This is a genomic window from Bacillus sp. JZ39 (assembly GCF_053903145.1).
Genome location: NZ_CP096389.1, coordinates 416081 through 442399, shown reverse-complemented (window position 1 = coordinate 442399; position 26319 = coordinate 416081). Strand labels below are relative to the sequence as shown.

Annotated in this window: 28 protein-coding genes; 11 read left to right on the top strand and 17 right to left on the bottom strand. The window is 45.9% G+C overall.

From position 1 onward, the window contains the following. Window positions 1-59: 59 nt before the first annotated feature. The 4 genes from M1D65_RS02225 to M1D65_RS02210 all read right to left on the bottom strand — a co-directional run bounded on the left by M1D65_RS02225 (window position 60) and on the right by M1D65_RS02210 (window position 3601). A complete protein-coding gene (locus tag M1D65_RS02225) occupies window positions 60-1181 on the bottom strand; it encodes a mannitol-1-phosphate 5-dehydrogenase (RefSeq protein WP_041850703.1) in 1122 nt (373 codons plus the stop codon). A 1-nt stretch (window position 1182) separates the two neighbouring features. Further along, entirely contained in the window at window positions 1183-1614 is a 432-nt protein-coding gene (locus M1D65_RS02220; protein WP_003246714.1) for a PTS sugar transporter subunit IIA, read from the bottom strand. Between the two features lie 24 nt (window positions 1615-1638). Continuing rightward, window positions 1639-3075: a PTS mannitol transporter subunit IICB gene (locus M1D65_RS02215; protein ID WP_041850702.1), complete on the bottom strand. Its 1437-nt coding sequence runs from the start codon at window positions 3073-3075 to the stop codon at window positions 1639-1641. A gap of 172 nt (window positions 3076-3247) precedes the next feature. Next, a complete protein-coding gene (locus M1D65_RS02210; RefSeq protein WP_017696160.1) occupies window positions 3248-3601 on the bottom strand; it encodes a hypothetical protein in 354 nt (117 codons plus the stop codon). A 164-nt stretch (window positions 3602-3765) separates the two neighbouring features. Between M1D65_RS02210 and ycnK the strand changes: the two genes are divergently transcribed. Genes ycnK through M1D65_RS02195 form a run of 3 tightly spaced genes read left to right on the top strand, consistent with a single transcriptional unit; the run spans window position 3766 to window position 6625 of the window. Next, window positions 3766-4338: a copper uptake transcriptional regulator YcnK gene (ycnK, locus tag M1D65_RS02205; RefSeq protein ID WP_041850701.1), complete on the top strand. Its 573-nt coding sequence runs from the start codon at window positions 3766-3768 to the stop codon at window positions 4336-4338. A gap of 34 nt (window positions 4339-4372) precedes the next feature. Next, complete coding sequence (gene ycnJ / locus M1D65_RS02200) at window positions 4373-5998, top strand: copper transporter YcnJ (RefSeq protein WP_153257389.1); 1626 nt, start codon at window positions 4373-4375, stop codon at window positions 5996-5998. Window positions 5999-6010: 12 nt separating this feature from the next. Next, window positions 6011-6625 carry a YcnI family copper-binding membrane protein gene (locus M1D65_RS02195; protein WP_064671944.1) on the top strand — a complete coding sequence of 205 codons (615 nt, stop codon included), beginning with the start codon at window positions 6011-6013 and terminating at the stop codon, window positions 6623-6625. 43 nt (window positions 6626-6668) lie between these two features. On the opposite strand, the gene gdh is transcribed toward M1D65_RS02195, so the two are convergent. From gdh to gabT, 4 genes are all read right to left on the bottom strand, one after another. Beyond that, window positions 6669-7454, bottom strand: a complete 786-nt coding sequence (gdh, locus tag M1D65_RS02190) for a glucose 1-dehydrogenase (RefSeq protein ID WP_032726518.1) — start codon at window positions 7452-7454, stop codon at window positions 6669-6671. A 19-nt stretch (window positions 7455-7473) separates the two neighbouring features. After that, window positions 7474-8337 (bottom strand): glucose uptake protein GlcU, encoded by an 864-nt coding sequence (glcU, locus tag M1D65_RS02185; RefSeq protein ID WP_003234455.1) that lies wholly within the window; start codon window positions 8335-8337, stop codon window positions 7474-7476. 121 nt (window positions 8338-8458) lie between these two features. Continuing rightward, window positions 8459-9847: a succinate-semialdehyde dehydrogenase gene (gene gabD / locus M1D65_RS02180; protein WP_456270753.1), complete on the bottom strand. Its 1389-nt coding sequence runs from the start codon at window positions 9845-9847 to the stop codon at window positions 8459-8461. A 68-nt stretch (window positions 9848-9915) separates the two neighbouring features. Further along, window positions 9916-11226 (bottom strand): 4-aminobutyrate--2-oxoglutarate transaminase, encoded by a 1311-nt coding sequence (gabT, locus tag M1D65_RS02175; protein WP_038828440.1) that lies wholly within the window; start codon window positions 11224-11226, stop codon window positions 9916-9918. A 106-nt stretch (window positions 11227-11332) separates the two neighbouring features. Here gabT and gabR point away from each other — a divergent pair, with 106 nt between their 5' ends. Beyond that, window positions 11333-12772: a MocR-like transcriptional regulator GabR gene (gene gabR / locus M1D65_RS02170; RefSeq protein WP_049141370.1), complete on the top strand. Its 1440-nt coding sequence runs from the start codon at window positions 11333-11335 to the stop codon at window positions 12770-12772. A gap of 1 nt (window position 12773) precedes the next feature. On the opposite strand, the gene M1D65_RS02165 is transcribed toward gabR, so the two are convergent. Continuing rightward, window positions 12774-13088, bottom strand: coding sequence for an ArsR/SmtB family transcription factor (locus tag M1D65_RS02165; RefSeq protein WP_003234476.1), 315 nt, complete (start codon window positions 13086-13088; stop codon window positions 12774-12776). A gap of 139 nt (window positions 13089-13227) precedes the next feature. Here M1D65_RS02165 and M1D65_RS02160 point away from each other — a divergent pair, with 139 nt between their 5' ends. The 4 genes from M1D65_RS02160 (at window position 13228) to M1D65_RS02145 (ending at window position 16761) form a co-directional block, all read left to right on the top strand. Next, window positions 13228-13515, top strand: a complete 288-nt coding sequence (locus M1D65_RS02160) for a putative quinol monooxygenase (protein ID WP_003234477.1) — start codon at window positions 13228-13230, stop codon at window positions 13513-13515. Window positions 13516-13531: 16 nt separating this feature from the next. Beyond that, complete coding sequence (nfsA, locus tag M1D65_RS02155) at window positions 13532-14281, top strand: oxygen-insensitive NADPH nitroreductase (RefSeq protein WP_032726528.1); 750 nt, start codon at window positions 13532-13534, stop codon at window positions 14279-14281. 163 nt (window positions 14282-14444) lie between these two features. Further along, window positions 14445-15323, top strand: a complete 879-nt coding sequence (locus tag M1D65_RS02150; protein WP_003246592.1) for a TetR/AcrR family transcriptional regulator — start codon at window positions 14445-14447, stop codon at window positions 15321-15323. A gap of 19 nt (window positions 15324-15342) precedes the next feature. Beyond that, on the top strand, window positions 15343-16761 hold the full coding sequence (locus tag M1D65_RS02145) for an MDR family MFS transporter (RefSeq protein ID WP_014478836.1): 1419 nt from the start codon (window positions 15343-15345) through the stop codon (window positions 16759-16761). Window positions 16762-16807: 46 nt separating this feature from the next. Here the strand turns inward: M1D65_RS02145 and yclQ are convergent, their stop codons facing one another. From yclQ to yclN, 4 genes are read right to left on the bottom strand one after another with little or no spacing between them, the layout of a single operon-like run. Next, window positions 16808-17761 carry a petrobactin ABC transporter substrate-binding protein YclQ gene (yclQ, locus tag M1D65_RS02140; protein ID WP_014478834.1) on the bottom strand — a complete coding sequence of 318 codons (954 nt, stop codon included), beginning with the start codon at window positions 17759-17761 and terminating at the stop codon, window positions 16808-16810. A 21-nt stretch (window positions 17762-17782) separates the two neighbouring features. Then, window positions 17783-18541 (bottom strand): petrobactin ABC transporter ATP-binding protein YclP, encoded by a 759-nt coding sequence (gene yclP / locus M1D65_RS02135; protein WP_014475806.1) that lies wholly within the window; start codon window positions 18539-18541, stop codon window positions 17783-17785. Then, window positions 18535-19482 (bottom strand): petrobactin ABC transporter permease YclO, encoded by a 948-nt coding sequence (yclO, locus tag M1D65_RS02130; protein WP_014475805.1) that lies wholly within the window; start codon window positions 19480-19482, stop codon window positions 18535-18537. Before yclO ends, yclP begins: the two co-directional genes overlap by 7 nt. Beyond that, window positions 19475-20425, bottom strand: a complete 951-nt coding sequence (yclN, locus tag M1D65_RS02125; protein WP_456270752.1) for a petrobactin ABC transporter permease YclN — start codon at window positions 20423-20425, stop codon at window positions 19475-19477. The genes yclO and yclN overlap by 8 nt, the downstream gene beginning before the upstream one ends. A gap of 384 nt (window positions 20426-20809) precedes the next feature. Between yclN and M1D65_RS02120 the strand changes: the two genes are divergently transcribed. From M1D65_RS02120 to M1D65_RS02110, 3 genes are all read left to right on the top strand, one after another. Further along, a complete protein-coding gene (locus tag M1D65_RS02120) occupies window positions 20810-22174 on the top strand; it encodes an aspartate kinase (RefSeq protein WP_021481755.1) in 1365 nt (454 codons plus the stop codon). Window positions 22175-22326: 152 nt separating this feature from the next. Then, complete coding sequence (locus M1D65_RS02115) at window positions 22327-22440, top strand: YjcZ family sporulation protein (protein ID WP_014478831.1); 114 nt, start codon at window positions 22327-22329, stop codon at window positions 22438-22440. 81 nt (window positions 22441-22521) lie between these two features. Beyond that, window positions 22522-22611, top strand: coding sequence for a YjcZ family sporulation protein (locus tag M1D65_RS02110; RefSeq protein WP_015482794.1), 90 nt, complete (start codon window positions 22522-22524; stop codon window positions 22609-22611). A gap of 99 nt (window positions 22612-22710) precedes the next feature. Here M1D65_RS02110 and phrC read toward each other — a convergent pair whose 3' ends face one another. The 4 genes from phrC to yclJ all read right to left on the bottom strand — a co-directional run bounded on the left by phrC (window position 22711) and on the right by yclJ (window position 26219). After that, window positions 22711-22833, bottom strand: coding sequence for a phosphatase RapC inhibitor PhrC (gene phrC / locus M1D65_RS02105; RefSeq protein ID WP_003224994.1), 123 nt, complete (start codon window positions 22831-22833; stop codon window positions 22711-22713). Then, on the bottom strand, window positions 22817-23965 hold the full coding sequence (gene rapC / locus M1D65_RS02100; RefSeq protein WP_014475800.1) for a response regulator aspartate phosphatase RapC: 1149 nt from the start codon (window positions 23963-23965) through the stop codon (window positions 22817-22819). The genes phrC and rapC overlap by 17 nt, the downstream gene beginning before the upstream one ends. Window positions 23966-24127: 162 nt before the next feature. After that, window positions 24128-25549 carry a two-component system sensor histidine kinase YclK gene (yclK, locus tag M1D65_RS02095; protein ID WP_072173981.1) on the bottom strand — a complete coding sequence of 474 codons (1422 nt, stop codon included), beginning with the start codon at window positions 25547-25549 and terminating at the stop codon, window positions 24128-24130. After that, the gene (gene yclJ, locus M1D65_RS02090; RefSeq protein ID WP_015482792.1) at window positions 25536-26219 is read right to left on the bottom strand and encodes a two-component system response regulator YclJ; all 684 of its coding nucleotides are present in this window, start codon (window positions 26217-26219) and stop codon (window positions 25536-25538) included. Before yclJ ends, yclK begins: the two co-directional genes overlap by 14 nt. Window positions 26220-26319 lie beyond the last annotated feature (100 nt).

Here is a 26319-nt window from a genome sequence, read left to right as displayed (position 1 = left end):
ATTATACTAGATTGCGAGATAGTAAAAAAAGCCCGTGACATTGTGTCACGGGTGATCGGTTATTGATTAAGTTTCTTTAAAATGATGGCGTGCAACGGTTCATGAGACTGAATGCCGCACACCTCTTGAAGTACGCCGCTGTATCCTTTTTCTTCAATCAGCGCTTGCAGTTCAACCGCTTCAGGATCACCGGTGAAATCGAAGCGCAGTGCTGCGGCAATTCCTTCCGCCAGTGCATTCGGTTCTTTTATTTTCTTTGCCGGGCCTACAAGTCTATCATTTTCTCCCAGTTTTCTGAGAGGTGACCTCGCTACGCGGGTCACATCGTCCGAAATGAAAGGATTTTCAAAGCGACCGATGATTTTTTTGATATATTGTTCGTGTTGAGTTTGCTTAAAGCCATACGATTTGACGAGATAGTCACCAGTTTCAAGCAGCGCCGAATGAACGACACGGCGGATTTCCGGATGATCGATTGCTTCTTTGACCGTCTTGAGTCCGCGCTGATAGCCGACATACGCTGTCACCGCGTGTCCGGTATTGACCGTAAACAGCTTCCGTTCGATGTACGGCGTTAAATCATCAACAAACAGTGCGCCGTTTATGACTGGTGTTTTCCCTTTAAAGCCTGATTCATCAATGACCCATTCGAAAAATGGTTCAACCGATACTTTCAGCGGGTCTTCATGATGCTGAATCGGGACGATCCGGTCAACGGCAGAATTCGGAAAACCTACCGTTTCACTGACGGATTTCTGCTCTGCTTCCGTTAAATGGCTGTATATCTCTTTCTTTAAGAAGCTGCTGCCGCCAATCATATTTTCGCAGGCAATGATATTCAGTGTGTCTGCAGTGTTTCTCCGTCTTAAACCTTCTGCGATAGATGGAGCAATCAGCTTCAGCACATTCGGGCCGACAGCTGTTGTGATGAGCGCCGCCTCATTCATCAGCCGGTACAGCTCTTCGGGCTGACTGCCGCTGTTAATCGCGCTGACCGGGCCAATGACCTCTGATGAACGTCCCTCTTCTGCCAGTTCTACTGTGTATTCTTTTTTTTCGTTGAGGAGGCTGACCATCGTGTCGTTTACATCCGCAAACACCACATCATAGCCGGAGTGGTGAAGCAGCGCGCCGATAAACCCTCTCCCAATATTCCCCGCACCGAAATGTAAGGCGATCATGTCAGTTCACCTCGTTGAAAATGGCAATCAAATCTTCTTCGCTTTTAGCGGAGATCAGGCGTTCAATGTTTTCTTCTTCTGAGCAGATAATGGCGATATTAGACAAAATGTCTAAATGCTCATTATTTTTACCAGCAATGCCGAATACCACTTTTGCCGTGTTGCCTTCTCCGTACTCAACGCCCTCTGGAATTTGTATGATTGAAATTCCAGAGTGAAGCACCTCGCTTTTCGCTTCTTCTGTGCCGTGTGGAATGGCAATGAAATTCCCCATAAACGTAGAAGACGTTTCTTCACGTTCAAACATTTTGCTAATGTAATCCTCTGTCACGTAGCCGTTGTCAATCAGCGTCTGGCCTGCCAATTTGATGGCCTCTTCTTTTGATGATACCGTTTGATTGAGTTTAATATTTTCCTTTGCGAGTACTTGCATGAGTATCACTCTCTTTCTATAAGATTACTTTTTCAGCTTTTCAATCAGCTCATCGTATTTCGGGCTGTTTAAGAAGTTATCCACTGATATGTGCGTCGCATTCGGCAGCTTTGCTTTCGCGCGGTCTGTTAAATCTTTGTGGGTGATGACAACATCCGCATCGCTTGGCAGATTGTTAATGGCCGTGTTGGTCACACTGATGTCAAGCTCCGCTTTTTTCACTTTGTTTCTTAAGATGGATGCCCCCATGGCACTTGATCCCATTCCCGCATCACACGCAAAGATAATTTTGTTCACGCTTTCAGGAGACAGCTCAGACGCTTCTTCTGCTTTGGCTTGTTCCGCCTCTAAAGCAGCTGCTGCTTGGCTTTTCTTCCCCTTCATGGACTGCATTTTTTCTGTTGCGGCAGCCAGGTCTTCTTCACTAGCTTTTGAGGATTTCAGGATCACTGCTGAAACGATGAACGATACAGCTGCAGCGACCAATACACCCGCCAATACGCCGAAATAACCTCCTCTTGGCGTCATTGCCATCAATGCGATAATGCTTCCCGGTGACGCTGCCGCGACAAGTCCGGCATTAAAGATCGTAAACGTTAAAAGTCCGCTTGCTCCGCCGGCAATGGCTGCGAGAATCAGGGCCGGTTTCATCAGAATGTACGGGAAGTAAATCTCGTGAATCCCTCCGAAGAAATGGATGATCGCCGCACCGGGAGCCGTTGATTTTGAAGATCCTTTGCCAAAGAACATGTACGCCAGCAAAATGCCGAGCCCCGGTCCAGGGTTTGCTTCTACTAAAAACAGAATTGATTTTCCTGTTTGGGATGCTTGCTCGATTCCGATCGGGCTTAAGATTCCATGGTTGATGGCGTTGTTGAGGAACAACACTTTCGCCGGTTCTACAAAAACACTGGCTACGGGCAGTAAATTAGCGTGTACAATGACTTCCACACCAGCCGCCAGCAATTTATTTAGCGTCAGGACAACCGGGCCGATGGCGTAAAACGCGAGAATCGTTAAAGCCGCGCCGACAATCCCTGCCGTAAAGTTGTTGATCAGCATTTCAAAGCCTTGTTTGACTTTATCCTTGAATAATTTATCAGTCTGTTTAATGAGGTATCCGCCAAGCGGACCCATAATCATTGCGCCTAAAAACATTGGAATATCCGATCCGACAATCACCCCAATTGCCGCTGTCGCTCCGACAACTCCGCCGCGGTGGTCGTAGATCATTTTTCCGCCTGTATACGCTATCAAAAGCGGCAATAAATACGTAATCATCGGGCTGACCAGCGTGTTCAGCTGTTCATTCGGAAACCATCCTGCCGGAATAAACAGCGCGGTAATGATACCCCACGCGATAAACGCGCCGATATTCGGCATGATCATTCCGCTCAAATAACTCCCAAAGCGCTGCACTTTCACTTTCATGCCGCCTTGCTGCTGTTCTTGCTGCTGCATATATAAACCCTCCCTGTTTTGTTTGTCGCTGTAAGATAAAAAAATATGTTCAGAGAATGATGCTTCCCTTTGACTCTATGTTAAAACGCTTACAGTCCCTATACAATCGAAAGTAAAGAGGACTTTGGCACATGACTGTGACAATTTTTTAAAAATAAAAAGGCTCCTGATATCAGGAGCCTTTTCTCTTTCCTCTATAAATAATGTTGCCGTTTTGAATCACGTACTTTGCGATCATTCGCTCACTCACAATAAAAACGGGATAGGCGCACACAAGCGCAAAAACAGCCATCGGCACGTGCTGTACAGCTGGCAGCACTGAGCCTGCCGCATTGCGGAGGAGCAACAAAAGATAAATAAGCAGCACGATGGCCGCTAATGATACCAGCATAATCGGAGCTGATACTTTATATTCATAAAGCCGTTCCCGGCAGTGTCCGCAGCGAAATTGACAAGGCACATTTGATGATCTGACCATATCGCCTGTCAAAGGTTTGCCGCAGTTCGGGCATGGTGTTTCTTTCATAGGGTATTCCTCACTTTCTATTCCATCTGTCTATTATACCAGAGTCCCTTCTGTTTCGTTTTGTTGCTGTTCAACACATTTTCACATTTTTTATCATCAGCTTACTTGTCTCTGTCTCTAAAATCCTCTACGCTTAAATAGATCTTAATGAAGAGGGTGTATGAATGCTTCCGATTAATAGACAGCAACACATACTGAAGTGGCTGAAAGAAGAAGGCTCGCTTAGAATTTCTGACATCAGCGCAAGGTTCGGCGTTTCGGAAATGACGGTATATAGAGATGTCAATCAGCTGGTTCAGTCAAATCAGGTCATTAAAACGGCCGGCGGCATCACGCTCCCCGCCCGAACACCTCAAACGGATCATATGTGCAGCTATTGTTTGAAGCCCGTCAATCAAGCTCATTCGGTTCAGCTGATTACGGTAAACCAAGACATTGAACAGCTATGCTGCGCACATTGCGCGTTTTTGCGTTACGCGGATAAAACGGAAGAGGTTTCACACTTGATTTGCAGAGATTTTCTGTTACAGACAACCGTCAGTGCCGGTTCGGCTTATTTCGTCGTAAATGCTGAATTAAACCTGCGCTGCTGCCAGCCGCAGGCCATTCCGTTTGCGACACTTGACCATGCCGAACGATTTCAAAAAGGATTCGGCGGAGCCGTCTGCACTTTCGACCAAGCACTGGAAGACATGCTTCAAGACCGAAAGAAACGCTGCACCTGCACCAAGAAATAACACAACACATACAGCGGAAGGTGGTGTCTGAGTGATGAAGCGAAACAGATGGTGGATCATCCTTCTGCTTTTTCTTGTTTTCCTGCCGAAAACAAGCTTTGCTCACGCCTATATTGTCAAATCTTCACCTGGGGAAAACAGCGAATTAAAAAACGCCCCTGCACAGGTGGAAATCGAATTTAATGAACCGGTTGAAGAAGGGTTTCATTACATTAAAGTCTATAATTCAAACGGCGACCGTGTGGATACGGACAAGACTGAAATCAAAAAAGATAATCATCACATCATGACAGTGAAGCTGAAAAAGAATCTGCCTCATGATGTGTACAGAGCGGAATGGAATGCCGTATCCGCGGACGGGCATCCGGTTTCCGGCGTCATCCCGTTCAGTATCGGGAAAGCGGATGGCGGATTCAGCAGCCAAAAAGCAGCCGATTCAGCGCTCAATCCGGGAACAGCAGCAGATCGCGCGATTCTGTATACAGCCCTATCTCTGTTTAGCGGAACGGTTTTCTTCCATCTTTTCTGGTATAAAGGGAAATCAGAACAGCTCGTCAAACGGACGAGACGTATCCTGACCGGCTCGATCGTAGCACTGGGGCTGGCGCTTTTGCTTCAGCTTCCGATTCAGACAAAAGCGAACGCAGGCGGCGGCTGGGGCAGCGCATTCCAGCCGGGCTACATCAGAGAAACACTGTTTGAGACAGCAGGCGGCTCCATTTGGATCATACAGGCCGCGCTGTTCGTGCTGCTCGCACTGTCTGTCATCCCTGCGATACGGAAAAACCGCTTTTCATCCTTTGGCTATTGGACAGCGCCGCTCATTTTCTTTTTCGGTCTCTTACTTGCCAAGGCGTTTACCGGGCATGCTGCTGTCGTTGAAGAAAAAACGGTCGGCATTTTGATGGATTTCCTTCATTTAACTTCCGCTTCCATCTGGGTCGGCGGAATAGCGGCACTCGTTTTGCTGCTCTCAAAAGAATGGAGGCAGCCTGACAAAACGCTCGCGTGGGAGACGGTCAGACGGTTCTCTCCATGGGCGCTCACTGCAGTCGGCGTCATTTTGTTTTCAGGCTTGCTCAATGGATTTTTCATCATTCGTTCAATGGATTCACTGTTCCATACAGCGTACGGCCAAGCTCTTTTAGTGAAAAGCGGGCTGTTTGTTTTCATGCTGGTCTTAGGTGCGATTCATTTTCTGCTTACCAGAAAGCAGCGCCGCACAGGAATCAGCCGAACGTTGAAAGCGGAGTGGGCAATCGGCATCGCTGTATTGATCACAGCGGCCGTGTTTACAAGCCTGCCAAGCCCGCCTGAGCCAGCGCCGGAACCGTTCTACCAAACCAAAGCGATTGAGAACGGACAAAGCGTTTCTCTCAGCATCAGCCCAAACCAGCCCGGAAAAAATGTTTTTGAGCTGCGTGTCACCGACCATAACGGAGATCCCGTGAAAAACATCCAGCAAATGACGTTAACCGTTTATAAAACAGGCCTGTCAGGCAGCGAAAACAAAAGCACCTTTACATTAGAAGAAAAAACAAAAGGCGTCTTCCAAGATCAAAACCTGTCGATTAATGAAAAAGGAAACTGGAAGATCAAAGTCCACGGCCTGACCGGCGACTTTAACGAAATCAATATCATGTTTACAAAGACCAATTAAGGAGTGTTTACGTTGTTGAAAAAAATCGCATTGACACTATGTCCGGCTATTGTCGGCTCCCTCTTATTCTTTACGGCCCCTGCCAGCGCGCATGTTTCTGTAAAACCGGCTGAGTCTGCTGCAGGCTCTTGGGAAACGTATACAATGAAGGTTCCTTCTGAGAAGAATCTGCCGACAACGAAGGTTGTCCTCAAAATGCCGAAGGATGTTGAATTCCAGCAATATGAGCCAATTCCGGGCTGGAAGGTTTCCACTCAAAAACATGATGACAAATCAGTGTCCGTGACATGGGAGGCGACTGACGGAGGCATTCAGGAAGGACAGTTCCAGCAGTTTACCTTTGTTGCCAAAAACCCTGACAAAGCGGAGGAAGCTGCTTGGGACGCATACCAATATTACAAAGACGGCAGCATTGTTGAGTGGACAGGTGACGAGGATGCCGATACACCTCATTCCATTACAAACATCACGTCTGCAAAACAAGTGACAGATGAGCACGGCGCCACGAAAACAAAAGACGATTCCGAAAACCCAGGTTCTTCAGCTCTAGACATTACAGCGATTGTGCTGTCTGCGGCTGCCATTATTTTATCTGTAGCAGCGCTTGTTAAGAAAAAGCCCGCCTAATAAAGAAAGCGATCCAGATGTCATGTCTGGGTCGCTTTTTTATTTAACCGCGTCCTGCCTGGAATGAAGGATATTGTGTCATGCCGCCGTCCGCGAATAACGTGATGCCTGTGACGTAGCTGGCTTCCTTCGAAGCAAGCCAGGCTGCCACTGCGGCGATCTCCTCCGGTTCGCCGATATATCCCATCGGGATCATGCTTTCTACATCTGCTTTCTGTTTAGGGTCAGCGAATTTTTCAGCATTGATTGGCGTATTGATCGCACCTGGCCCGATATTGTTCACGCGAATGCCCTTCGGCGCGTATTCCAACGCTAATGTTTCTGTCATCAGCTTTATCCCGCCTTTACTTGCCGCATAGTGGACAAATAACGGCCAAGGAATCACTTCGTGCACACTGGACATGTTAATGACATTTCCCTTGATATTGTTTTCTACGAAATATTTAATCGCTTCACGGCTTCCTAAAAAGGCACCCGTTAAGTTCGTGCCGATGACTTTATCCCAATCCTTGAGCGGCATTTCGTGAGATGGCACAGGATTTTCAAGACCAGCATTATTAATCATAATATCAAGTGTGCCGAACTCTTTAATTGCCGTTTGCACGATATTTTTTACATCTTCCTCTTTCGTGACATCTCCTTGGACGACAACAGCTTCACCGCCCGCCTTGATGACCTCTTCTTTTACCTCGTTCGGATCTTGTTTATTACTATAATAGTTGATAACCACTTTTGCCTGCTCCTTGCCGAAGCGAATGGCCATTGCCTTTCCGAGCCCTGAAGCAGCTCCTGTAATAGCGACGACTTTTCCTTTTAAATCCGGATACATATACATCTTCCTCCATTTGTTATGAATTTGTTTTGGCGATTCCCAAGAATACAGCGGCGGCAATAATCAGGATAATTCCGATCGCAATTGCTATAAGCTGGCGTTTCGTTTTCTTTTCACGCAGGATGAAAATACCGCCGAGCGTAGAAATGACAATTCCCATTTGTGAAAGGGAAAAGCTTGTTGCAACGCCGACTCGCGGCTGAGAAATAAACAAAAACATATTTCCGCCTGCCCAGATTAACCCTGGGAGAATATTTCTGATCGCATACTTGTTAAAGGGTTTGTGTCTATAGGTTAAAACTAACCCCCCGACCACCATGCCAATTGCCTGTGGCAGCAGCGCGGACCAGCCGGACACATTGAATAATCTAGCCACGACTACATAAACCAAATAACCAAGAGTCGAAACAAGGAGAATCAAAATGCCCTTTTTCAAATTGCTTGGCTCGCCCTCTTTTTTATCATTCTTATCTTCCAAGGACGTGAGAATGATTCCCACAATGATAAAGATCAAAGCGAGAACGCCAAGCGTAATCGCAATCGGTGTTGACCATTCGCGGAACACGATCACACCGAAAAGCGAGGTGGAAACGAGCTGCATTCCTGTGGAAATCGGCATTGTTTTCGACACGCCCATCAATTGAATGCTTTTCAGCTGGTTGGCCTGTCCAAGTGACCAAAATAAGCCGGATACGATTCCAACAATAAAAATGCGAAGTGACAGAACGGGCTGAACAAAAAAGTAAATAACGATAGAAACAATGAGTGCCCCGATCGTCGTTCCCAGTGTCTGGCTGTACGGCCCGCCGCCTAATTTCACATTGAAGAGAACAATGCTCCCCCAAAACAAAGCCGGGAGAAGAGCCAATAATAAATCCATTGTTGGGGAACCTTCTTTCAAAATGTATTTGCTGTTATTTTGGCTGGAATTGTTGTGATTATTCGCCGGAACACAAAAAGAGCTGCCGGAAAATCCGGCAGCTCTCAGGAGCGTGCATTCTTTATAAACCGATGGACAAATATTTTGTTTCAAGGTACGGCTCGATACCTTCTGAACCGCCTTCACGGCCAATGCCGCTTTCTTTCATTCCGCCGAATGGCGCTTGAACCGCTGACGGTCCGCCGTCATTCCAGCCGATAATGCCATACTCTAGATTCTCGGAAATATAGATGCCGCGGCGGTAGTTTTCTGTGAAGAAGTAAGCAGCCAAGCCATACGGTGTATCGTTGGCAAGCTGAATCGCTTCATCAATATCAGAAAACGTGACGATCGGGGCGACCGGGCCGAATGTTTCCTCATGCATGATGTTCATGGACGTATCGACATCGGTGAGCACTGTCGGATTCACAAAGTAGCACCCTTTGTCATCGTTTCGGTCATATGTGCCCCCAGCAATCACTTTCGCGCCTTTTTCAACCGCATCATCTATTTGGCTGACGATTTTTTCGAAGCCTCGTTTGTTGATGATCGGTCCGACATTGACGCCTTCCTCAAGTCCATTTCCGACTTTCAGCTTAGACACTTGCTCGCTCATTTTCGCAGCAAATTCATCTTTAATGGATTCATGAACGATCAGGCGGTTGGCACATACGCAGGTTTGGCCGGCGTTTCGGTATTTGGACGCCATCGCCTGTTCAACAGCAAGGTCAATGTCTGCATCTTCATCTACGATCAGCGGGGCGTGTCCGCCGAGTTCCATTGAGACGTGCTTCACGGTGTCCGCGCTGTTTTTCATAAGGATTTTCCCTACAGGTGTTGAGCCTGTGAACGTGATTTTGCGGATTTTCGGACTGCTTGTGAACACATTTCCGATTTCTTCTCCATCGCCGATTACAACCTGAAGAACATCCTTCGGAATGCCCGCTTCATATGCGAGGCGCGCTAGTTCATAAGCAGACAGCGGTGTGTCCGGCGCCGGCTTGATGATAAATGTACAGCCAGCGGCAAGAGCAGGCGCCGCTTTGCGTGTAATCATCGCATTCGGGAAATTCCAGGGCGTGATAGCAGCAACGGGGCCGACCGGCTGGCGTGTGACAACAATTCGTTTACCCGTTGTCGGGGCCGGGACCGTTCTTCCGTACACACGCTTCGCTTCCTCTGCGAACCATTCGATATAGCCTGCGCCGTAAAGCACTTCGCCAACTGCTTCCTTGTATGGTTTTCCGTTTTCCTTTGTAATTAAATCTGCAAGTTCTTCTTTATGTTCAACAATCAGCTCATACCATTTTTTCAAAAGAGACGCTCTTTCGTTCGCTGATGTTTTAGACCACGTTTTAAACGCTTGATGTGAACGTTCAATGGCTTCTTCTACTTCTTTGGCTGATTGCTGAGGAATCGTTTTGATCTCCTCGCCCGTAGCCGGGTTGTAGACCGTTAATTGATCTGGCATATTGAACATTCCTTTCTTTTCATGATTACTTAAAATGATAGCAGACCCAGCCGTTTTCTTTCCAATGATTAAGCTCGCAGGCCCGCCTCCAAGATGCTGAGCCCTTCATTTAATAGGCTGTCTGAGATGACGAGCGGTGTCAAAAAGCGGATGATATTACCGTTAATTCCCGCTGTCAGCAAAAGTAATCCGTTTTGATTAGCATAGGCCGCGATCGCTGCTGCTTTTGCCTTATCAGGCTCACGCGTGTCAGGATCCTTGACGATTTCGATTGCGGCCATCGCCCCGAGTCTGCGGATGTCACCGATGAACGGGAATTCTTGTTTCCACTCATACGCCTTGTCTTCAATGATTTTGCCAATTTCTTCAGATCGCTCATTCAGTCCTTCTTCTTCGATAATATCCAAGACTGCCAAAGCCGCCGCGCAGCCGAGCGGGCTGCCTGCATACGTGCCGCCCAGCTCCCCTGGCGCTGCCGCATCAAGCATTTCCGCACGCCCAATCACACCGCTTAATGGCAGGCCTGCCGCAAGCGATTTAGAAACCGTGATCAGATCGGGCACTACATCAAAGTGCTCAATTGCGAAATAAGTGCCAGTTCTGGCAAAGCCGGTTTGGATTTCATCAGCAACAAAAACAATGCCGTGTTCTTTGCAGAATGAAGCGACGTGCTGTACGAACCGTTTCGAAGGAATAATAAACCCGCCTTCTCCCTGCACTGGCTCCATCACGACACACGCCACCGTTTCAGGCGCCACTGAAGCGATAAAGAAATCATTGAACGCTTGGATCATCATGTCGTCATAGCTTTCATCATTCATGCCGGCCGGCTTCTGATAATAATAAGGGAACGGCGCTTGATAAACCTCTGGCGCAAAAGGCCCGAAACCGAATTTATAAGGTTTTACCTTGCTTGTCATGCTCATCGTCATATTCGTGCGTCCATGAAACCCGCGCGTAAATGAGACAACGCCTTGACGCTTTGTATACTTTCTGGCGATTTTCACGGCGTTTTCGACCGCTTCCGCCCCTGAGTTAAGAAAAATCGCTTTTTTCTCATGGCTGCCCGGCGCGATGCCGCACAGTTTTTCTGCTAATTCGATATAAGTCGGGTACATCATGACATTAAAACCAGGATGAATCAGCTCCTCCGCCTGCCGCTTCACAGCCTCAACCACCTTCGGATGCGAGTGTCCGACATTTAACGTGCCGATAGCGCCTGCAAAATCAATAAATCTCCGGCCGTCCAGATCGTACAGCTCGGCCCCTTCTCCTTTGACCGCCAGACTGCGGTTGCCGTTGCTCACACCTTTTGACACAAATTGATCCCGTTTTTGCTGCCATTGTGCAGTTGTGATGCTTACTGTTGTTTGACTCATGTGAATATCCCCCTGTCGGTATTTTCTTATCATTCTGACTTCTCTTTGGTATGATGAAAAGTACCAATTATAACTTTTTGATGGTATCAGAAGGAGAAACTACAAAATGGATATCACAATTACACTCGATCGTTCAGAGCAAGCCGATTATATCTATCAGCAAATTTATCAAAAGCTGAAAAAAGAAATCCTCAGCCGCAATCTGCTGCCTCACTCGAAGGTTCCCTCCAAGCGGGAGCTGGCTGAAAATCTCAAGGTCAGCGTAAATTCAGTGAATTCAGCCTATCAGCAGCTGCTGGCTGAAGGGTATTTGTACGCCATTGAACGAAAGGGTTTCTTCGTGGAGGAACTAGACATGTTTTCCGCCGAGGAGCACCCTCCATTTGCACTGCCGGATGATCTAAAAGAGATTCACATCGACCAGAGTGATTGGATATCGTTTTCACACATGAGTTCCGATACAGACCATTTTCCGATCAAAAGCTGGTTCCGCTGCGAGCAAAAAGCGGCCTCCCGCTCATACCGCACGCTCGGCGATATGTCACATCCGCAAGGGATATATGAAGTGAGAGCGGCCATTACCAGGCTCATTTCCCTGACGAGGGGTGTAAAATGCAGGCCAGAACAAATGATCATAGGGGCAGGCACACAGGTGCTCATGCAGCTGTTGACTGAGCTTTTACCCAAGGAAGCCGTGTATGCGATGGAGGAGCCTGGCTACAGACGCATGTATCAGCTTTTGAAGAATGCCGGAAAACAAGTCAAGACGATCATGCTGGATGAAAAGGGCATGTCGATTGCTGAAATCACCAGACAGCAGCCAGATGTGCTGGTGACCACCCCGTCGCATCAGTTTCCGTCCGGAACGATTATGCCTGTATCCAGAAGAATTCAGCTGCTGAACTGGGCAGCCGAGGAGCCGCGCCGATATATCATTGAGGACGATTATGATAGTGAATTCACATATGATGTAGACAGTATTCCGGCGCTGCAAAGCCTCGACCGTTTTCAAAATGTTATCTATATGGGAACCTTTTCAAAGTCCCTTCTCCCCGGCTTGCGGATCAGCTATATGGTGTTGCCGCCTGAGCTGTTGAGGATATACAAACAGCGGGGCTACGATCTGCAGACTTGCTCATCACTTACACAGCTCACCCTGCAGGAATTTATTGAGTCTGGTGAATATCAGAAGCATATAAAAAAAATGAAGCAGCATTATAAAGAAAAGAGAGAACGCCTGATCACCGCTTTAGAAGCAGAGTTCAGCGGAGAGGTTACCGTAAAAGGAGCAAATGCGGGGCTGCATTTTGTTACCGAATTTGATACCAGGCGCACCGAACAAGACATCCTGTCACATGCTGCCGGTCTGCAGCTTGAAATATTCGGAATGAGCCGATTTAACTTGAAGGAAAACAAGCGGCAAACGGGCAGGCCCGCTCTCATTATCGGCTTTGCACGGCTGAAGGAAGAAGATATTCAGGAGGGTGTGCAGCTGCTTTTCAAAGCGGTTTACGGACATAAAAAAATCCCCGTTACAGGGGATTGATTCACCAGCGGTCCTGGTCTACATTCAGCACGGCTTCAAGCAGGCCCGGAAATGCCTTTTCAAGGTCTTCAGCGCGAAGCGAATAATACCGGCGCTTTCCTTCTATCCGAACTTGAGCGATGCCTGATTCTCTCAAAACTTTAAAATGATGCGACAAAGTCGATTTGGCAACCTGCACATCTGCACAGGTGCTGCACGTTTTTTCTTTTGCTTCAGCTAATTGCTTGACGAGCTCTAAACGAAGCGGATCACTAAGTGCATGAAGAACCTTTGTCAGCTGCAATGTTTCTGTTTCTGGATGGTTTGGAATGTTCATGACACAAATGTATCATACAACAATTAGAATGACAATTTTACTATATAAGGGTTTTTCCTTTACCTTATTTAGAATACATGTTACATTTAGTTCGATGAAATTCGAACAATAAATTCGCATAACAACGGAGGAGATTTAAATGATCGTATTACAAGCTTACATCAAAGTAAAACCAGAAAAACGCGAGGAATTTTTGAGCGAGGCTCAATCACTTGTTCAGCATTCAAGAGCTGAGGAAGGCAACGCGCAATACGACCTATTCGAAAAAGTAGGCGAAGAAAATACATTTGTCATGCTTGAAAAATGGAAAGATGAAGCGGCAATGAAATTCCATAACGAAACTGCGCATTTCCAAGGGTTTGTCGCAAAAGGAAAAGAACTGCTGAGCGCTCCTCTTGATGTTGTCCGCACAGAGCTTAGCGAGTAAAGGAAGGGTGTCTCATATGAATGAAGTGATTAAATCTTTAACAGACCACCGCTCGATTCGCAGCTACACAGATGAGCCTGTAGCTCAGGAGCAATTGGACCAAATCATTGAAGCGGTGCAATCAGCCCCTTCTTCTATCAACGGACAGCAAGTGACTGTGATCACAGTCCAGGATAAAGAGCGCAAAAAGAAAATCTCCGAGCTGGCAGGCGGCCAGCCATGGATTGATCAAGCTCCTGTTTTCCTGCTGTTCTGCGCAGATTTCAACCGGGCCAAAATTGCGCTTGAAGATCTGCATGATTTCAAAATGGAAATCACAAATGGATTGGAATCTGTTCTTGTCGGCGCAGTAGACGCTGGTATTGCCCTCGGCACAGCAACAGCAGCGGCCGAGTCACTCGGACTTGGCACAGTTCCGATCGGTGCAGTTCGCGGAAACCCTCAAGAGCTGATCGAACTGCTTGAGCTTCCAAAATACGTGTTCCCTTTATCCGGCCTTGTCATTGGGCATCCTGCCGACCGTTCAGCGAAAAAACCGCGCTTGCCGCAGGAAGCTGTCAATCATCAGGAAACTTATTTGAATCAGGATGAGCTGACGTCTCACATTCAGGCATACGACAAACAGATGTCTGAATACATGAATAAACGGACAAACGGAAAAGAAACAAGAAACTGGTCACAGAGCATCGCTTCCTACTATGAGCGCCTGTACTATCCGCACATCCGTGAAATGCTTGAAAAACAAGGATTTAAAGTTGAAAAATAAGCTCTTATTCGGCCTGTCGGATTTTCCGGCAGGCCTTTCATTTACCCGGTTAAAATCCATTGACTTCTATTTTGTTTATCTGGTAAAATTTTTTCATTGTTACTCATTGGTTTTCTGTGAACCAATGGGTTTTCTAATGTTCAAGAAAGAAGGAAGCCATGAGATGCTTGATAAAAAAACAGATATCTTGTTAGCCGCGCGAAAGCTTTTTTCGGAAAAGGATTTTACGTCGGTTTCCATGCAGGCGATCGCAGAAGAATGTAAGATGTCAAAAGCTTCGATATATAAGCTGTTTCAATCTAAAGAAGATCTGCTTTTGGAGCTGCTGTCATTTAACCAGAAGCAAATGGTGGCCGCGGCCTCAAGACTTCAGGAAAATACCGCACTTACACCGGAGGAGCGTTTGACGCAAAAGGTCAAAATGGAACTGGAGGGCTTCAGGCGGAATCAGCAGTTTTTCAATATGCTGACCTACGGAAACCCCAAGCTGCACAATGACCGGGTCAAACAGCATATCCATCAGACCAGATCGACGATTATCTGCTGGCACCGCGATTCGCTGATCCAGGCGTATGGAGAAACCATTCTCCCGTTTGTGTGGGATTTGGTTATCATTCTTCACGGCATGATGCGTGAGTTTTTAATGCTGATCAAAATCGAGGAAAAACCGCTTGAGCTTGACCCGATCGCAGAGTTTATCATCAGCACCCTCAATCAGATTATCAAAAACAGGGAAACCCGCCAGTCTCTTCTTCCGCCCGAAGCCATCGAGCTTTATATTCATTCAGCATCCTCCTACAAGCCAAAGGATAAATCAGTCCTATTATCGGAAAGCCTGAAGGAATTACATAAAGGCATCTCTTCCCTGTCCGCCGCGGACTATGACGTAGATGAACTGACTTCCGCAGCCGCTATGCTGGAGGAAGAAGCGAAGAAGGAAGAACCCCGCGCTTTTTTACTCAAATCACTGATTGGCTATCTGGAACAAACCGGTGTTTTAACACAGCCCGTTTCCATGTTAAAAACACTGTTAATTACTTAGAGAAAAGAAGGGATATGTATTGAACACAAGTATTGAACAAAAACCTTTTAACCGTTCTGTCATTGTCGGCATTTTGTTAGCCGGAGCGTTTGTGGCAATTTTGAACCAGACATTGTTGATTACCGCACTTCCCCATATCATGAGGGATTTCAATGTCGATGCCAACCAAGCACAATGGCTGACCACATCATTTATGTTAACCAACGGGATTTTAATTCCGATTACCGCGTTTTTAATTGAGAAATTCACAAGCCGGGCGCTGCTCATCACAGCAATGAGCATTTTCACTGCCGGAACAGTCGTCGGAGCGTTCGCGCCGAACTTCCCGGTTCTGCTGACAGCGCGTATCATTCAAGCGGCTGGAGCCGGCATTATGATGCCGCTCATGCAGACTGTATTCCTGACAATCTTTCCGATTGAAAAGCGCGGCCAGGCTATGGGTATGGTCGGATTGGTCATCTCATTCGCGCCTGCGATCGGACCGACTCTTTCCGGATGGGCTGTCGAAGCTTTCTCTTGGAGATCATTGTTTTATATTATTCTTCCGTTTGCTGTGATTGATTTGATTCTTGCCAGCATCCTGATGAAAAACGTGACGACTTTAAGAAAAACACAGATTGATATTTTATCAGTCATCCTTTCAACATTTGGGTTCGGCGGCCTTCTGTACGGCTTCTCAAGCGTCGGCTCTTATGGCTGGTCCAGTTCAACCGTCTTGATTTCACTGCTGGTGGGTGTCATCGCGCTGCTCTTGTTTATCACAAGACAAATGAAGCTTGAAAAACCGATGCTGGAATTCCGCGTCTTCACGTTTGGCGTTTTCAGTTTAACAACACTGCTGGGAACCCTCGTCTTTGCATTATTGATCGGTACGGAAACCATCCTGCCGCTTTATACACAAAATGTCAGAGACGTCACAGCTTTTGATACAGGGCTTATGCTCCTTCCGGGAGCCGTTGTGATGGGCTTTATGTCGCCGATTATCGGCAGAATTTTTGACCGTGTCGGCGGAAGAGGGCTGGCGATTGCCGGTTTCTGCATCATCTTCCTGACATCTCTGCCGTTTATGCAGCTGACTGACCATACGTCACTCGCTTGGATTGTCGTTTTATACACCGTTCGTCTCTTAGGCACCGCCATGATCATGATGCCGGTGACAACAGCTGGAATCAACGCGCTGCCGCGCCACTTGATTCCGCATGGAACTGCGATGAACAACACGATTCGCCAAGTCGGCGGCTCGATCGGAACCGCACTATTGGTTTCCGTGATGAGCAACCAGGCGGCACATGCAGGCACGACAAATGTGAAGCATGCCGCCCTGCACGGCATGAACGCCGCTTTTATAGTGGCTGCCGTCATTGCACTTGTCGGCTTCCTTCTCTCATTCACATTAAAGAAACCTCAGCGCCCTGCCGAACAGCAGCCGGCACGCTGATTAACAAAAAAAGAGCCCCGCTATTTAGCGGAGGCTCTTTTTCGTTTTACTTTTCTAAACCGTCTTTCACTTCTTTGATCATTTGTGCCATAGACTCAAGACCGCCTCCTGATAAGTACCAAGTAGCAGAATCAAGGTAGACGACATGATCATTTTTCACTGCGTTTACATTTTTCACATAATCATTTTCAACGACTTGTTTAGTAGATGATGTTTCACCGATCGCTGTACCGCGGTCAATGACAAACAGGTAATCCGGGTTTGTTTTTGAAATGTACTCGTAAGAAACGCTTTGTCCGTGAGTAGACGCTTTGATGTTTTTATCAGCCGGTGTCACGCCGAACACGTCATGGATCAGGCCGTATCTTGATTTAGGACCGAATGCGCTGATCTTCCCGTCGTTCGCCATGATGACGAGACCGTTTTTGTTAAGCTTTTCAGCCGTTTTCTTTACATCTGCGATTGAATGATCGATTTTTGCGAGTTCATCCTTCACTTCATCTTCTTTATCGAAGATCTTACCGATTGTTTCTGCGTCAGACTTAAATGATTCCATATACTTCGCTGTGTCTACGCCAAGGTAAATTGTCGGCGCAATTTCAGAGAATTCTTTGTAAGACTCAGATTGTCTTCCTGAGATAATGATCAAGTCAGGGTCTAAATCTGCCACTTTCTCGAAGTCTGGCTCTTTTAAGCTTCCGACGTCAGCATATTTGTCATCCTTGAATTTGGACAGATATTTAGGAAGGGCTTGTTTCGGCAGTCCCGCTACTTTATCATCAAGACCAAGTTTATCTAGTGTATCTAAGCTTCCAAAGTCAAATACGACAACTTTTTTAGGGCTCTTCGGTACTTTTGTTCCGTTTTTGTCCAGCTGGTGTTTCACCGTGATTTGTTCTTCCTTAGAATCAGAACCTTTGCTGCTTGTGCTTTGGTTTCCGCATGCAGAAATCACAACTGCCGTCACCAAAGCGATGAATAGTAATGCGAACTTTTTCATGCTCTTCACCTCTTCTATATATTAAGAAAAATAGACACCTATTCTTTGATTATCAATCGTCTGAATCGGGATGGTCATATCGTAGATTTCCTCAAGCACTGATGTTTCTATCATTTCTTCAGGTGGTCCTTCTTTTACGATTCGGCCGTTTTTCAAAGCGACGATATGGTCAGAATAGACTGAAGCAAAATTGATATCGTGAATAACGATGACGATCGTTTTTCCAAGCTCCTCTACCAGCCGTTTCAGCAGTTTCATAATTTCAACTGAGTGTTTCATATCCAGATTGTTCAGCGGCTCATCCAGAAAAATATAATCTGTGTCCTGGGCAATGACCATGGCGATAAATGCCCTTTGGCACTGTCCGCCGCTCAGCTGATCCAAGTATTTGTCTTGAATGTCTTCCAGCTTCATATAGCTGAGCGCCTGGTTAATATGAACCCAGTCTTCCTCTGTCAGCCGGCCCTGTGAGTACGGAAACCTGCCAAAACTGACGAGGTCTTTGATCGTGAGCCTGATATTAATTTGGTTCGCCTGCTTCAAAATGCTCATTTTCTTGGCAAGCTCTTTGCTGTCACATGCTCCAATCTCTTGTCCGTCTATGTAAATCTCGCCGGAATCCTTTTTGATCAGGCGGCTCATGATAGACAGCAGCGTACTTTTGCCGGCGCCGTTAGGACCGATAAACGAGGTGATTTTGCCCTTTTGAATCGTGACTGACGTCTCTTCAAGAACAACTTTCCCGCCATATTGTTTGCTTACATTTCTGACCTCTACCATGATTTATTCTCCTTTAACAGCAAGTAGATAAAATAAATCCCGCCGGCAAAATTAATAATGACGCTCAGCGTCGTTGAGAAGGTAAACACTTTCTCAACCACAAACTGCCCTCCGACCAGCGCAATGATGCTGATGAAAACGGAGCCTGCGATTAAGTATGAATGCTTATATGTTTTCAGGAATTCTCTCGCCAGGTTGACGACCAGAAGGCCTAAAAACATAATCGGCCCGACTAGCGCTGTTGAAACAGAAACCAAAATCGCAACCACGATCAGCATCTGCTTCACCACTTTGTCGTAGTCAATGCCCAAATTCACGGCGTGCTCGCGTCCGAGCGACAGCACATCGAAAAATTTTGTAAAACGCCAGACATAAACGCCTGTCAGCAGGAAGATGATGAACGCGAGCCATAACAAATCCGTATTGATATTGTTAAAGCTGGCAAACATCTTGTCCTGCACAACTTGGAACTCGTTCGGATCAATCAGCATCTGCATAAAAGAAGACAGGCTGCTGAACAGCGTGCCAAACACGATTCCGATAAGCAGAAGGAAAAAGATATTTCTCCCCTCACCCTTGAACATGATCTGATACAAAACAAGAGAAAACAGTATCATCAGCAGAACAGAGATGATAAAGTTGATGTTTTTATTCATGATGACCATATTCGCAGAACCGAACAAAAAGATAATGCCAGTCTGAATCAGCATGTAGAGAGAATCAAGGCCCAAAATGCTCGGCGTCAGGATGCGGTTGTTCGTAATCGTTTGAAAGATCATGGTCGAAAACGCAATCGCTCCCCCCGTCAGCACAATGGCAGCGACTTTTTTGATTCGTCTCGGCAGGGTGTAATCCCAATTGCCTAAGTCATAAAACAAAAACAAGCCGATACATACAATGGCTAAAACAACGAGCAAAGCTATTTTCATCTGGTTACGCATAGGCTTTTCTCCTTAACAGCATAAACAGGAAAATGCCGCTGCCGATGATTCCGACCATCAGGCCAATCGAGATTTCATAAGGGAAGATAATGATTCTGCCCAGTATATCGCAAAACAGCACAAACACCGCTCCCAACAGCGCAGTATGCGGCAGGCTGCTCTTCAGATTGTCTCCTCTGTAAATCGATACAATATTCGGGATGATTAAACCGAGAAACGGCAGCATACCGACAGTCAAAATGACAAGGGACGTGATCAGGGACACGATAATGAGCCCGATGTTCACAACCCGTTTGTACTTCAGGCCGAGGTTGACAGAAAAGCTTTCACCCATACCGGCCAATGTGAATTTATCCGCATACACATAGGCAATGATGACGAGCGGAATACTCAGATAAAGAAGCTCGTATCTTCCTTTCACGACTAAAGAGAAGTCTCCCTGCAGCCATGATGACACATTCTGGATCAAGTCATATTTATATGCGATAAATGTCGCGATTGAACTGACGATATTCCCGAGCATTAAACCGACAAGCGGAATAAAGATGGTGTCGTTAAACTTGATTCTTTCAAGGATTTTCATAAACAGAAAATTTCCTGCAAGGGCAAAGACAAACGCGACCAGCATTTTGATTAAAGGACTGGCCGATGTAAACAGCAGCACGGAAATTAAAATGCCGAGCCGAGCCCAATCCATCGTGCCCGCCGTCGTCGGTGACACGAATTTGTTTCTGCTGATCTGCTGCATAATCAAACCGCAGATGCTCATGCTTAATCCCGCGATGACAATGCTGATCAATCGCGGCAAACGGCTTGCAAACAGCGTTGACGCCTCTTGTTTGCTTAAATCGAAGAGATCAAGCGGCGACAGATCTTCTACACCGATAAATACAGATGTGACTGCTAATATGATAAGTAGAATAAATAAGTAACGTAGCTTCATGCTGCCTCCTTACATCCTTACAGCAAAAAGAACGTATCTCCTACTCCGCAAGGACTCAAAACAATATGGCCATATAGTAATTGATTATCATTATCATTTACATATTACCATTTTTCTAGGGTTAGTCAATATTCTTTAAAAATATTAACCTAGTCATTTATCCATTTTACTAATCATTCTAACCATTTTCCATCACAAAACGTTAGGCTGTTTACCATATTTATCTTTATAACGCAGGTATACGGTCAGCAAACCTGACATTATTCCTCGTGGAAAATACAAATGTTCTCCCCATATAGAAATTCCCCCTTGATTTACAGTACTGAAAGAGAGATAATAAATACTAAATTTGTGTGAAAATTTTAAACATTAGGAGATGTAAACATGAAGGTCGTTAAATTCGGAGGCAGCTCACTTGCTTCAGGCGCCCAGCTTGACAAGGTGTTTCACATCGTTACCTCAGATCCGGCACGGAAAGCTGTAGTCGTTTCAGCTCCGGGAAAACGCTATGCCGAGGATACGAAAGTGACTGATCTCTTAATCGCATGTGCAGAACAATATTTGGCAACAGGCAGTGCACCTGAACTGGCGGAAGCAGTTGTGGAACGGTACGCTCTCATCGCCAATGAGCTTCAGCTAGGGCAAAGCATTATCGAAAAAATCAGAAATGATCTGTTTACGCTTTTAGAAGGAGATAAAAGCAATCCCGAGCAATACCTTGACGCAGTCAAGGCCAGCGGAGAGGATAACAATGCCAAGCTGATCGCCGCTTACTTCCGTTATAAAGGCGTCAAAGCGGAATATGTAAACCCGAAGGATGCTGGCCTCTTTGTGACAAATGAACCCGGCAACGCGCAAGTTCTTCCTGAATCCTATCAAAACCTCTATCGTCTTCGGGAACGTGACGGACTCATCATTTTTCCCGGTTTTTTCGGATTCAGCAAGGATGGCGATGTGATCACATTCTCACGGAGCGGTTCTGATATTACCGGTTCGATTCTTGCCAACGGACTACAAGCCGATTTGTACGAAAACTTTACAGACGTAGACGCTGTGTATTCTGTCAATCCGTCCTTCGTTGAGAATCCAAAGGAAATCAGCGAGCTGACATATAGAGAGATGCGGGAGCTGTCCTACGCGGGTTTTTCAGTGTTTCATGATGAAGCGCTCATTCCGGCATTCAGAGCGGGGATTCCTGTTCAGATCAAAAATACGAACAACCCCTCAGCCGAAGGCACCCGCGTCGTCAGCAAGCGGGATAACACAAACGGGCCTGTCGTCGGCATTGCCAGCGACACCGGTTTTTGCAGCATTTATATCAGCAAGTATCTCATGAACAGAGAAATCGGTTTTGGCCGCAGAGCCCTTCACATCCTGGAGGAGCATGGTTTGACGTATGAGCATGTTCCATCGGGAATCGATGACATGACAATCATTTTACGGCAGGGGCAAATGGATGCCGCCACTGAACGCAGCGTCATCAAACGGATCGAAGAGGATTTGCATGCCGATGAAGTCATCGTCGAGCATCATCTCGCCCTGATTATGGTTGTAGGGGAAGCGATGCGCCACAATGTCGGTACAACGGCAAGAGCCGCCAAAGCATTATCAGAGGCACAGGTGAATATCGAAATGATCAATCAGGGATCTTCTGAAGTGAGCATGATGTTTGGCGTAAAAGAAGCCGAAGAAAGAAAAGCCGTCCAAGCGTTATACCGGGAATTTTTCGCGGGCGTGCTGATCTCTTAATCGTACATAAATAGCGGGCGGCAGCGCCCGCTATTTTTTATATCACCTTCATATAGCCGAATTCTTCATTTTTTCTCTTGTCCACTATTATCCCTGCCAAATGGATCGGTTCAGCATATCTTATAGTATCCTTCATAGGGAGGTGAAACCTTATGTCAGGATACTCTAACGGCGGCGGTTACGGCGGCATCAGTTCTTTCGCTTTAATCGTTGTATTGTTTATTCTTTTAATTATCGTAGGGACTGCGTTTGTTGGCGGCTACTAAGCTGCTGACCGTCTCTGCGGAACCCTGTCCGCCACAGTTTTGCAGTATATGCTGAAGCAATCTCGCAAGGAGGTGCACAAAATGTCAGGTTACGGAACTTCTTTCGCTTTGATTGTTGTGTTATTTATCCTCTTGATCATTGTGGGAACTGCATTTGTAGGAGGCTACTAAATAAACGTAATCTCCATGAAGGCGGCACCGCAAGACTATGTCCTGCGGTGTTTTTTTGAAAAGAAAAACCCCTTCTCGCTAATGAGAAGGGGCTTGCTCTTACGTCATTCCTCTTTCTGTCACATGAAAGTCGAGTGCTTCCGCATTAGCAGAAACGCCAGCCGCTGTAAAAATCGCGGCTGCGGCCAAACAAATAACAAACAACTTAGATTTCAATTTCATACAAACCTTCACTCCTTTGTATTTGTTTTCTTGCCTCTTCAACTTGTAGAAAGTAGGAAGCAGACAGTTTAAACCATTTCTGTTCATAGTAATATTTTGCTACTTCTAGGGCTAAATCCTCTATATCAGCGTACATATTTTTATTTTTTAAGTACTGGAAACATCGTTCGATTCCTTCTTCATTGGGCTGATCCTGATATAGGGATTGCAAAAACTCGAATTTTACGGCATAGTCTGCATCGTCTGTTTCTTTAGCATATTCATAGCCCCGCTTGTGATATTCCGAAGCTTTATCATGTTTTCCCTGTTTATAATAAATCAGGGTGATTAAAAAATAGGCTTGCGGGAGAGAATTGACGATCCTGCTGCTTTCAAATGTGGAGACCGCTTTTTCAAAGTAATCAATGGCAGGGTCTAGAAGGTCTTGATTGTAATAGCATAACCCGAGATTGTAGTATGCTCTTCCAACCAGCTGGGCTTTTTGTTCTGCTTGGGCCATGTTGAGCGCCAATTTGAAATGGCGTGCGGCTTGTTCGAAATTTCTTTCATCCATCAGGTTGACCCCGAAGACGAAATGGCATTGAATGATTCTCACATTATAGGTTTCCTGCTCCACGTAAATTTCATAGGCGTTTTTTATATTAATCAATGAAAAATACGTTTGCTTCATATAATAATAAGCTTCCGCGATTTTAAAATAGAATTCAGCCCGTTCAATATGGTCTGCGACAAAGGAGAGCTTTTTCTCCGCCTGTTTATAGTATGTAATGGCAGAAATAAATTCCCGCTTATCAAATTCATACATCCCGCGAAAAAAATTCACGTAATAGTCGAGCAGCCCTTTGAGATCTGCCTGGTTGCTGTCAATGTTTCTTGATAATTCAGACAGGCTTGGCTGGTCTTCGATATTTAATTTCTCTAACGGCTCAAGATAATCCAGCATAAGCTGGTGCCGGAATTCCATTAGTGAATAATAAAGCAGCAAGTTGGAATCATGCTGCATGTGTTTCAGTTCCTGCTGGATTTCAGCTTTTAACACTTCGGCATCCGGCACGCTGAATGTCCGGATATATCTGTACCACTCGTTAATTTTTTGACCGACCGCTGAAGAAGGAATTACCCCGCTCTTCATTCCTTCACCCTCTCCCATCAAAAACTGTTTATGTCATATTTTATCATGTTTATAGACCGTCCCAACCCGAAAAACACGCAATCTTTGTTTTCGGGAGCACGCAATAAACCGAAGCGGTGTGCAAAAAAGGCGGATGCATCAGTTGATGCGCCGCCCTGTATGCTATTGCTGTTTTGCCGTTAAAGGAAGGCGGATGATGAACTTTGTGCCTTTCCCTTCTTCACTCTTGATTTCTACTGTGCCCTGGTGCATTTCAACGAGCTGCCTGACGATCGAGAGACCGAGTCCGTATTCACCGTATGCTGTGTTCGTTCTTGAAATATCTGCTTTATAGAATCGCTCCCAAATATGCTCAATATCCTCTTTTGGAATGCCAATACCCGTGTCTTCAATTTCAATAATCGTCTCTTTATAACCTTCCATTCCGCGCAGCCAAATGTCACCGTTTTGCGTAAATTGGATGCTGTTTTTCGTAATGTTGACGAGAATTTGAATGAACCGGTCATAATCGGCATGTACGATGACGTGATCCTCTACTTGGATCATCAGCTTGTTTTGTTTTTCTTCCGCCTGCTGCTGCAAGTGCTCTTTCACGATTTCAAACACCTCGATCAGAGGAACGTCTAGCTTGTTCAAGGTAATTTGCTGGGATCTGATTTTTTCATAATCCAGATTTTCTTTTACGAGCCGCAGCATGCGCTTCGTTTCCTCACTGATCAGCGAGAAGCATTTATCCTTTTTATCCTCAGGAATCGTATGGCTGTTCAACCCTTCAACCAAACCGTTGATCGTCGTCAGCGGTGTTTTTAATTCATGTGACACGTCAGCGATAAACTGCCTTCTCCGCTTCTCAAGGCGCTCGATTTCATCCCTTGACTGCTTTAGTTTTTTCGCCATGATATTAAAGTCAGAGGCCAGAACGCCGATTTCGTCCCCGTAGCTGTTTTCCAAATGGATGTCATAATCGCCGGAAGCCACTTTATCTGTCGCTTCTCTCAGCTTTTGAATCCGCTTGACATGGAATTTGGACAGAAGCCAACTCACGAGAATCGTAATCACAAGCGTGCTGATCACAGCGTAAAACATATAGAGGTTGACCTGATTGACCATCTGTTCAACACCGCTGATCGGAGAAATCAGCAGAACGGCGCCTTTAAATTCGTTCTGAACAAATATAGGCTGCGCCACAAGTGACACTTCATCATCAAAACGGCCATCTGCCCTGATCATGACAGTCTGCCCTTTTTTTAGCTTATTCCATTCTGATTTCTTCAGCTGTTCCCTTGGTGGGTGATGAAAGCCTTCAGGAAGAAAATAGGGCTGCTGCTCTTCATTAAAGATGATAAACTGCGTCTTTCTTGTGCTTAACATGTCCTGATAAGGATAGAGCCTGCGCATGTCCACCTGGCCGGCTTGGAATTCATTTGCAATCTGCACCGCATATGACGTCAATTCCTCTACTTTGTTCTGATAGGCAAATTCCTTCACAAAGTGGGAAAACAGAGAAATGATAATGACAAACGCTAAAATCAAAATGCTGATATGGCTTAGCAGCAGCTGATATAAATATTTAATCTTCATCAAATTTATACCCTACTCCCCACACAGTATACAGGAAAGGCTTGTCCTCGCTGGCAAGCTTTTTACGCAGCCGTTTGATATGAACGTCAACCGTTCGTTCATCTCCATAAAACTGATAGCCCCATACCTGCTCGAGCAGCTGTTCTCTGGAGAACACCTGCCGCGGATTTTGGACAAGGTAATAAAGCAGGTCGAATTCCTTCGGCGTGAGATTTTCTACAGGCTCTCCGTTTAATAATACTTCTCTCGTCTTCTTATTAATGGTAAAGCATTCTGATTCGATCATATCTTCATCAATAACCGCTTTGCCTGTCGCCTTGTATCTTCTGATGACGGCTTTGATGCGGGCAACCAATGTCAGCGGGCTGAACGGCTTTGTGACATAATCGTCCGCCCCCATCTCAAACCCGATGACCTGATCTGATTCAGTGTCTTTGGCAGTCAGCATGATAATCGGCACCGTGCTTGTCTCTCTTATTTTTCTGCAGATGGTCACGCCGTCCATAGATGGAAGCATGATATCCAAAATGATCAGATCCCAATTTTCTTCCGTAAAACGCTGGTACCCTTCTAACCCGTCATGAACGAATTCCGCTTCAAAACCTTCTTTAAAAAAGAACATCTCCGTCATCGTACATACACTAACATTATCTTCTATCATTAATATTTTCATTATATCCTCCGGTTGTTTTGATGCTTTTTTATATAATAGCACCATTTTAAACAGAAGGTTTTGCGTTTCACAATTGTTAGTTTTTATTTCATCAACTAGA

Excerpts from the sequence above, each read along its gene's own strand:
- M1D65_RS02225 (WP_041850703.1), bottom strand. The coding sequence starts at position 1,181 with ATGATCGCCTTACATTTCGGTGCGGGGAATATTGGGAGAGGGTTTATC.
- M1D65_RS02220 (WP_003246714.1), bottom strand. The coding sequence starts at position 1,614 with ATGCAAGTACTCGCAAAGGAAAATATTAAACTCAATCAAACGGTATCA.
- M1D65_RS02215 (WP_041850702.1), bottom strand. The coding sequence starts at position 3,075 with ATGCAGCAGCAAGAACAGCAGCAAGGCGGCATGAAAGTGAAAGTGCAG.
- M1D65_RS02210 (WP_017696160.1), bottom strand. The coding sequence starts at position 3,601 with ATGAAAGAAACACCATGCCCGAACTGCGGCAAACCTTTGACAGGCGAT.
- ycnK (WP_041850701.1), top strand. The coding sequence starts at position 3,766 with ATGCTTCCGATTAATAGACAGCAACACATACTGAAGTGGCTGAAAGAA.
- ycnJ (WP_153257389.1), top strand. The coding sequence starts at position 4,373 with ATGAAGCGAAACAGATGGTGGATCATCCTTCTGCTTTTTCTTGTTTTC.
- gdh (WP_032726518.1), bottom strand. The coding sequence starts at position 7,454 with ATGTATCCGGATTTAAAAGGAAAAGTCGTCGCTATTACAGGAGCTGCT.
- glcU (WP_003234455.1), bottom strand. The coding sequence starts at position 8,337 with ATGGATTTATTATTGGCTCTTCTCCCGGCTTTGTTTTGGGGGAGCATT.
- gabD (WP_456270753.1), bottom strand. The coding sequence starts at position 9,847 with ATGCCAGATCAATTAACGGTCTACAACCCGGCTACGGGCGAGGAGATC.
- gabT (WP_038828440.1), bottom strand. The coding sequence starts at position 11,226 with ATGAGTCAAACAACAGTAAGCATCACAACTGCACAATGGCAGCAAAAA.
- gabR (WP_049141370.1), top strand. The coding sequence starts at position 11,333 with ATGGATATCACAATTACACTCGATCGTTCAGAGCAAGCCGATTATATC.
- M1D65_RS02165 (WP_003234476.1), bottom strand. The coding sequence starts at position 13,088 with ATGAACATTCCAAACCATCCAGAAACAGAAACATTGCAGCTGACAAAG.
- M1D65_RS02160 (WP_003234477.1), top strand. The coding sequence starts at position 13,228 with ATGATCGTATTACAAGCTTACATCAAAGTAAAACCAGAAAAACGCGAG.
- nfsA (WP_032726528.1), top strand. The coding sequence starts at position 13,532 with ATGAATGAAGTGATTAAATCTTTAACAGACCACCGCTCGATTCGCAGC.
- M1D65_RS02150 (WP_003246592.1), top strand. The coding sequence starts at position 14,445 with ATGCTTGATAAAAAAACAGATATCTTGTTAGCCGCGCGAAAGCTTTTT.
- yclQ (WP_014478834.1), bottom strand. The coding sequence starts at position 17,761 with ATGAAAAAGTTCGCATTACTATTCATCGCTTTGGTGACGGCAGTTGTG.
- yclP (WP_014475806.1), bottom strand. The coding sequence starts at position 18,541 with ATGGTAGAGGTCAGAAATGTAAGCAAACAATATGGCGGGAAAGTTGTT.
- yclO (WP_014475805.1), bottom strand. The coding sequence starts at position 19,482 with ATGCGTAACCAGATGAAAATAGCTTTGCTCGTTGTTTTAGCCATTGTA.
- yclN (WP_456270752.1), bottom strand. The coding sequence starts at position 20,425 with ATGAAGCTACGTTACTTATTTATTCTACTTATCATATTAGCAGTCACA.
- M1D65_RS02120 (WP_021481755.1), top strand. The coding sequence starts at position 20,810 with ATGAAGGTCGTTAAATTCGGAGGCAGCTCACTTGCTTCAGGCGCCCAG.
- M1D65_RS02115 (WP_014478831.1), top strand. The coding sequence starts at position 22,327 with ATGTCAGGATACTCTAACGGCGGCGGTTACGGCGGCATCAGTTCTTTC.
- M1D65_RS02110 (WP_015482794.1), top strand. The coding sequence starts at position 22,522 with ATGTCAGGTTACGGAACTTCTTTCGCTTTGATTGTTGTGTTATTTATC.
- phrC (WP_003224994.1), bottom strand. The coding sequence starts at position 22,833 with ATGAAATTGAAATCTAAGTTGTTTGTTATTTGTTTGGCCGCAGCCGCG.
- rapC (WP_014475800.1), bottom strand. The coding sequence starts at position 23,965 with ATGAAGAGCGGGGTAATTCCTTCTTCAGCGGTCGGTCAAAAAATTAAC.
- yclJ (WP_015482792.1), bottom strand. The coding sequence starts at position 26,219 with ATGAAAATATTAATGATAGAAGATAATGTTAGTGTATGTACGATGACG.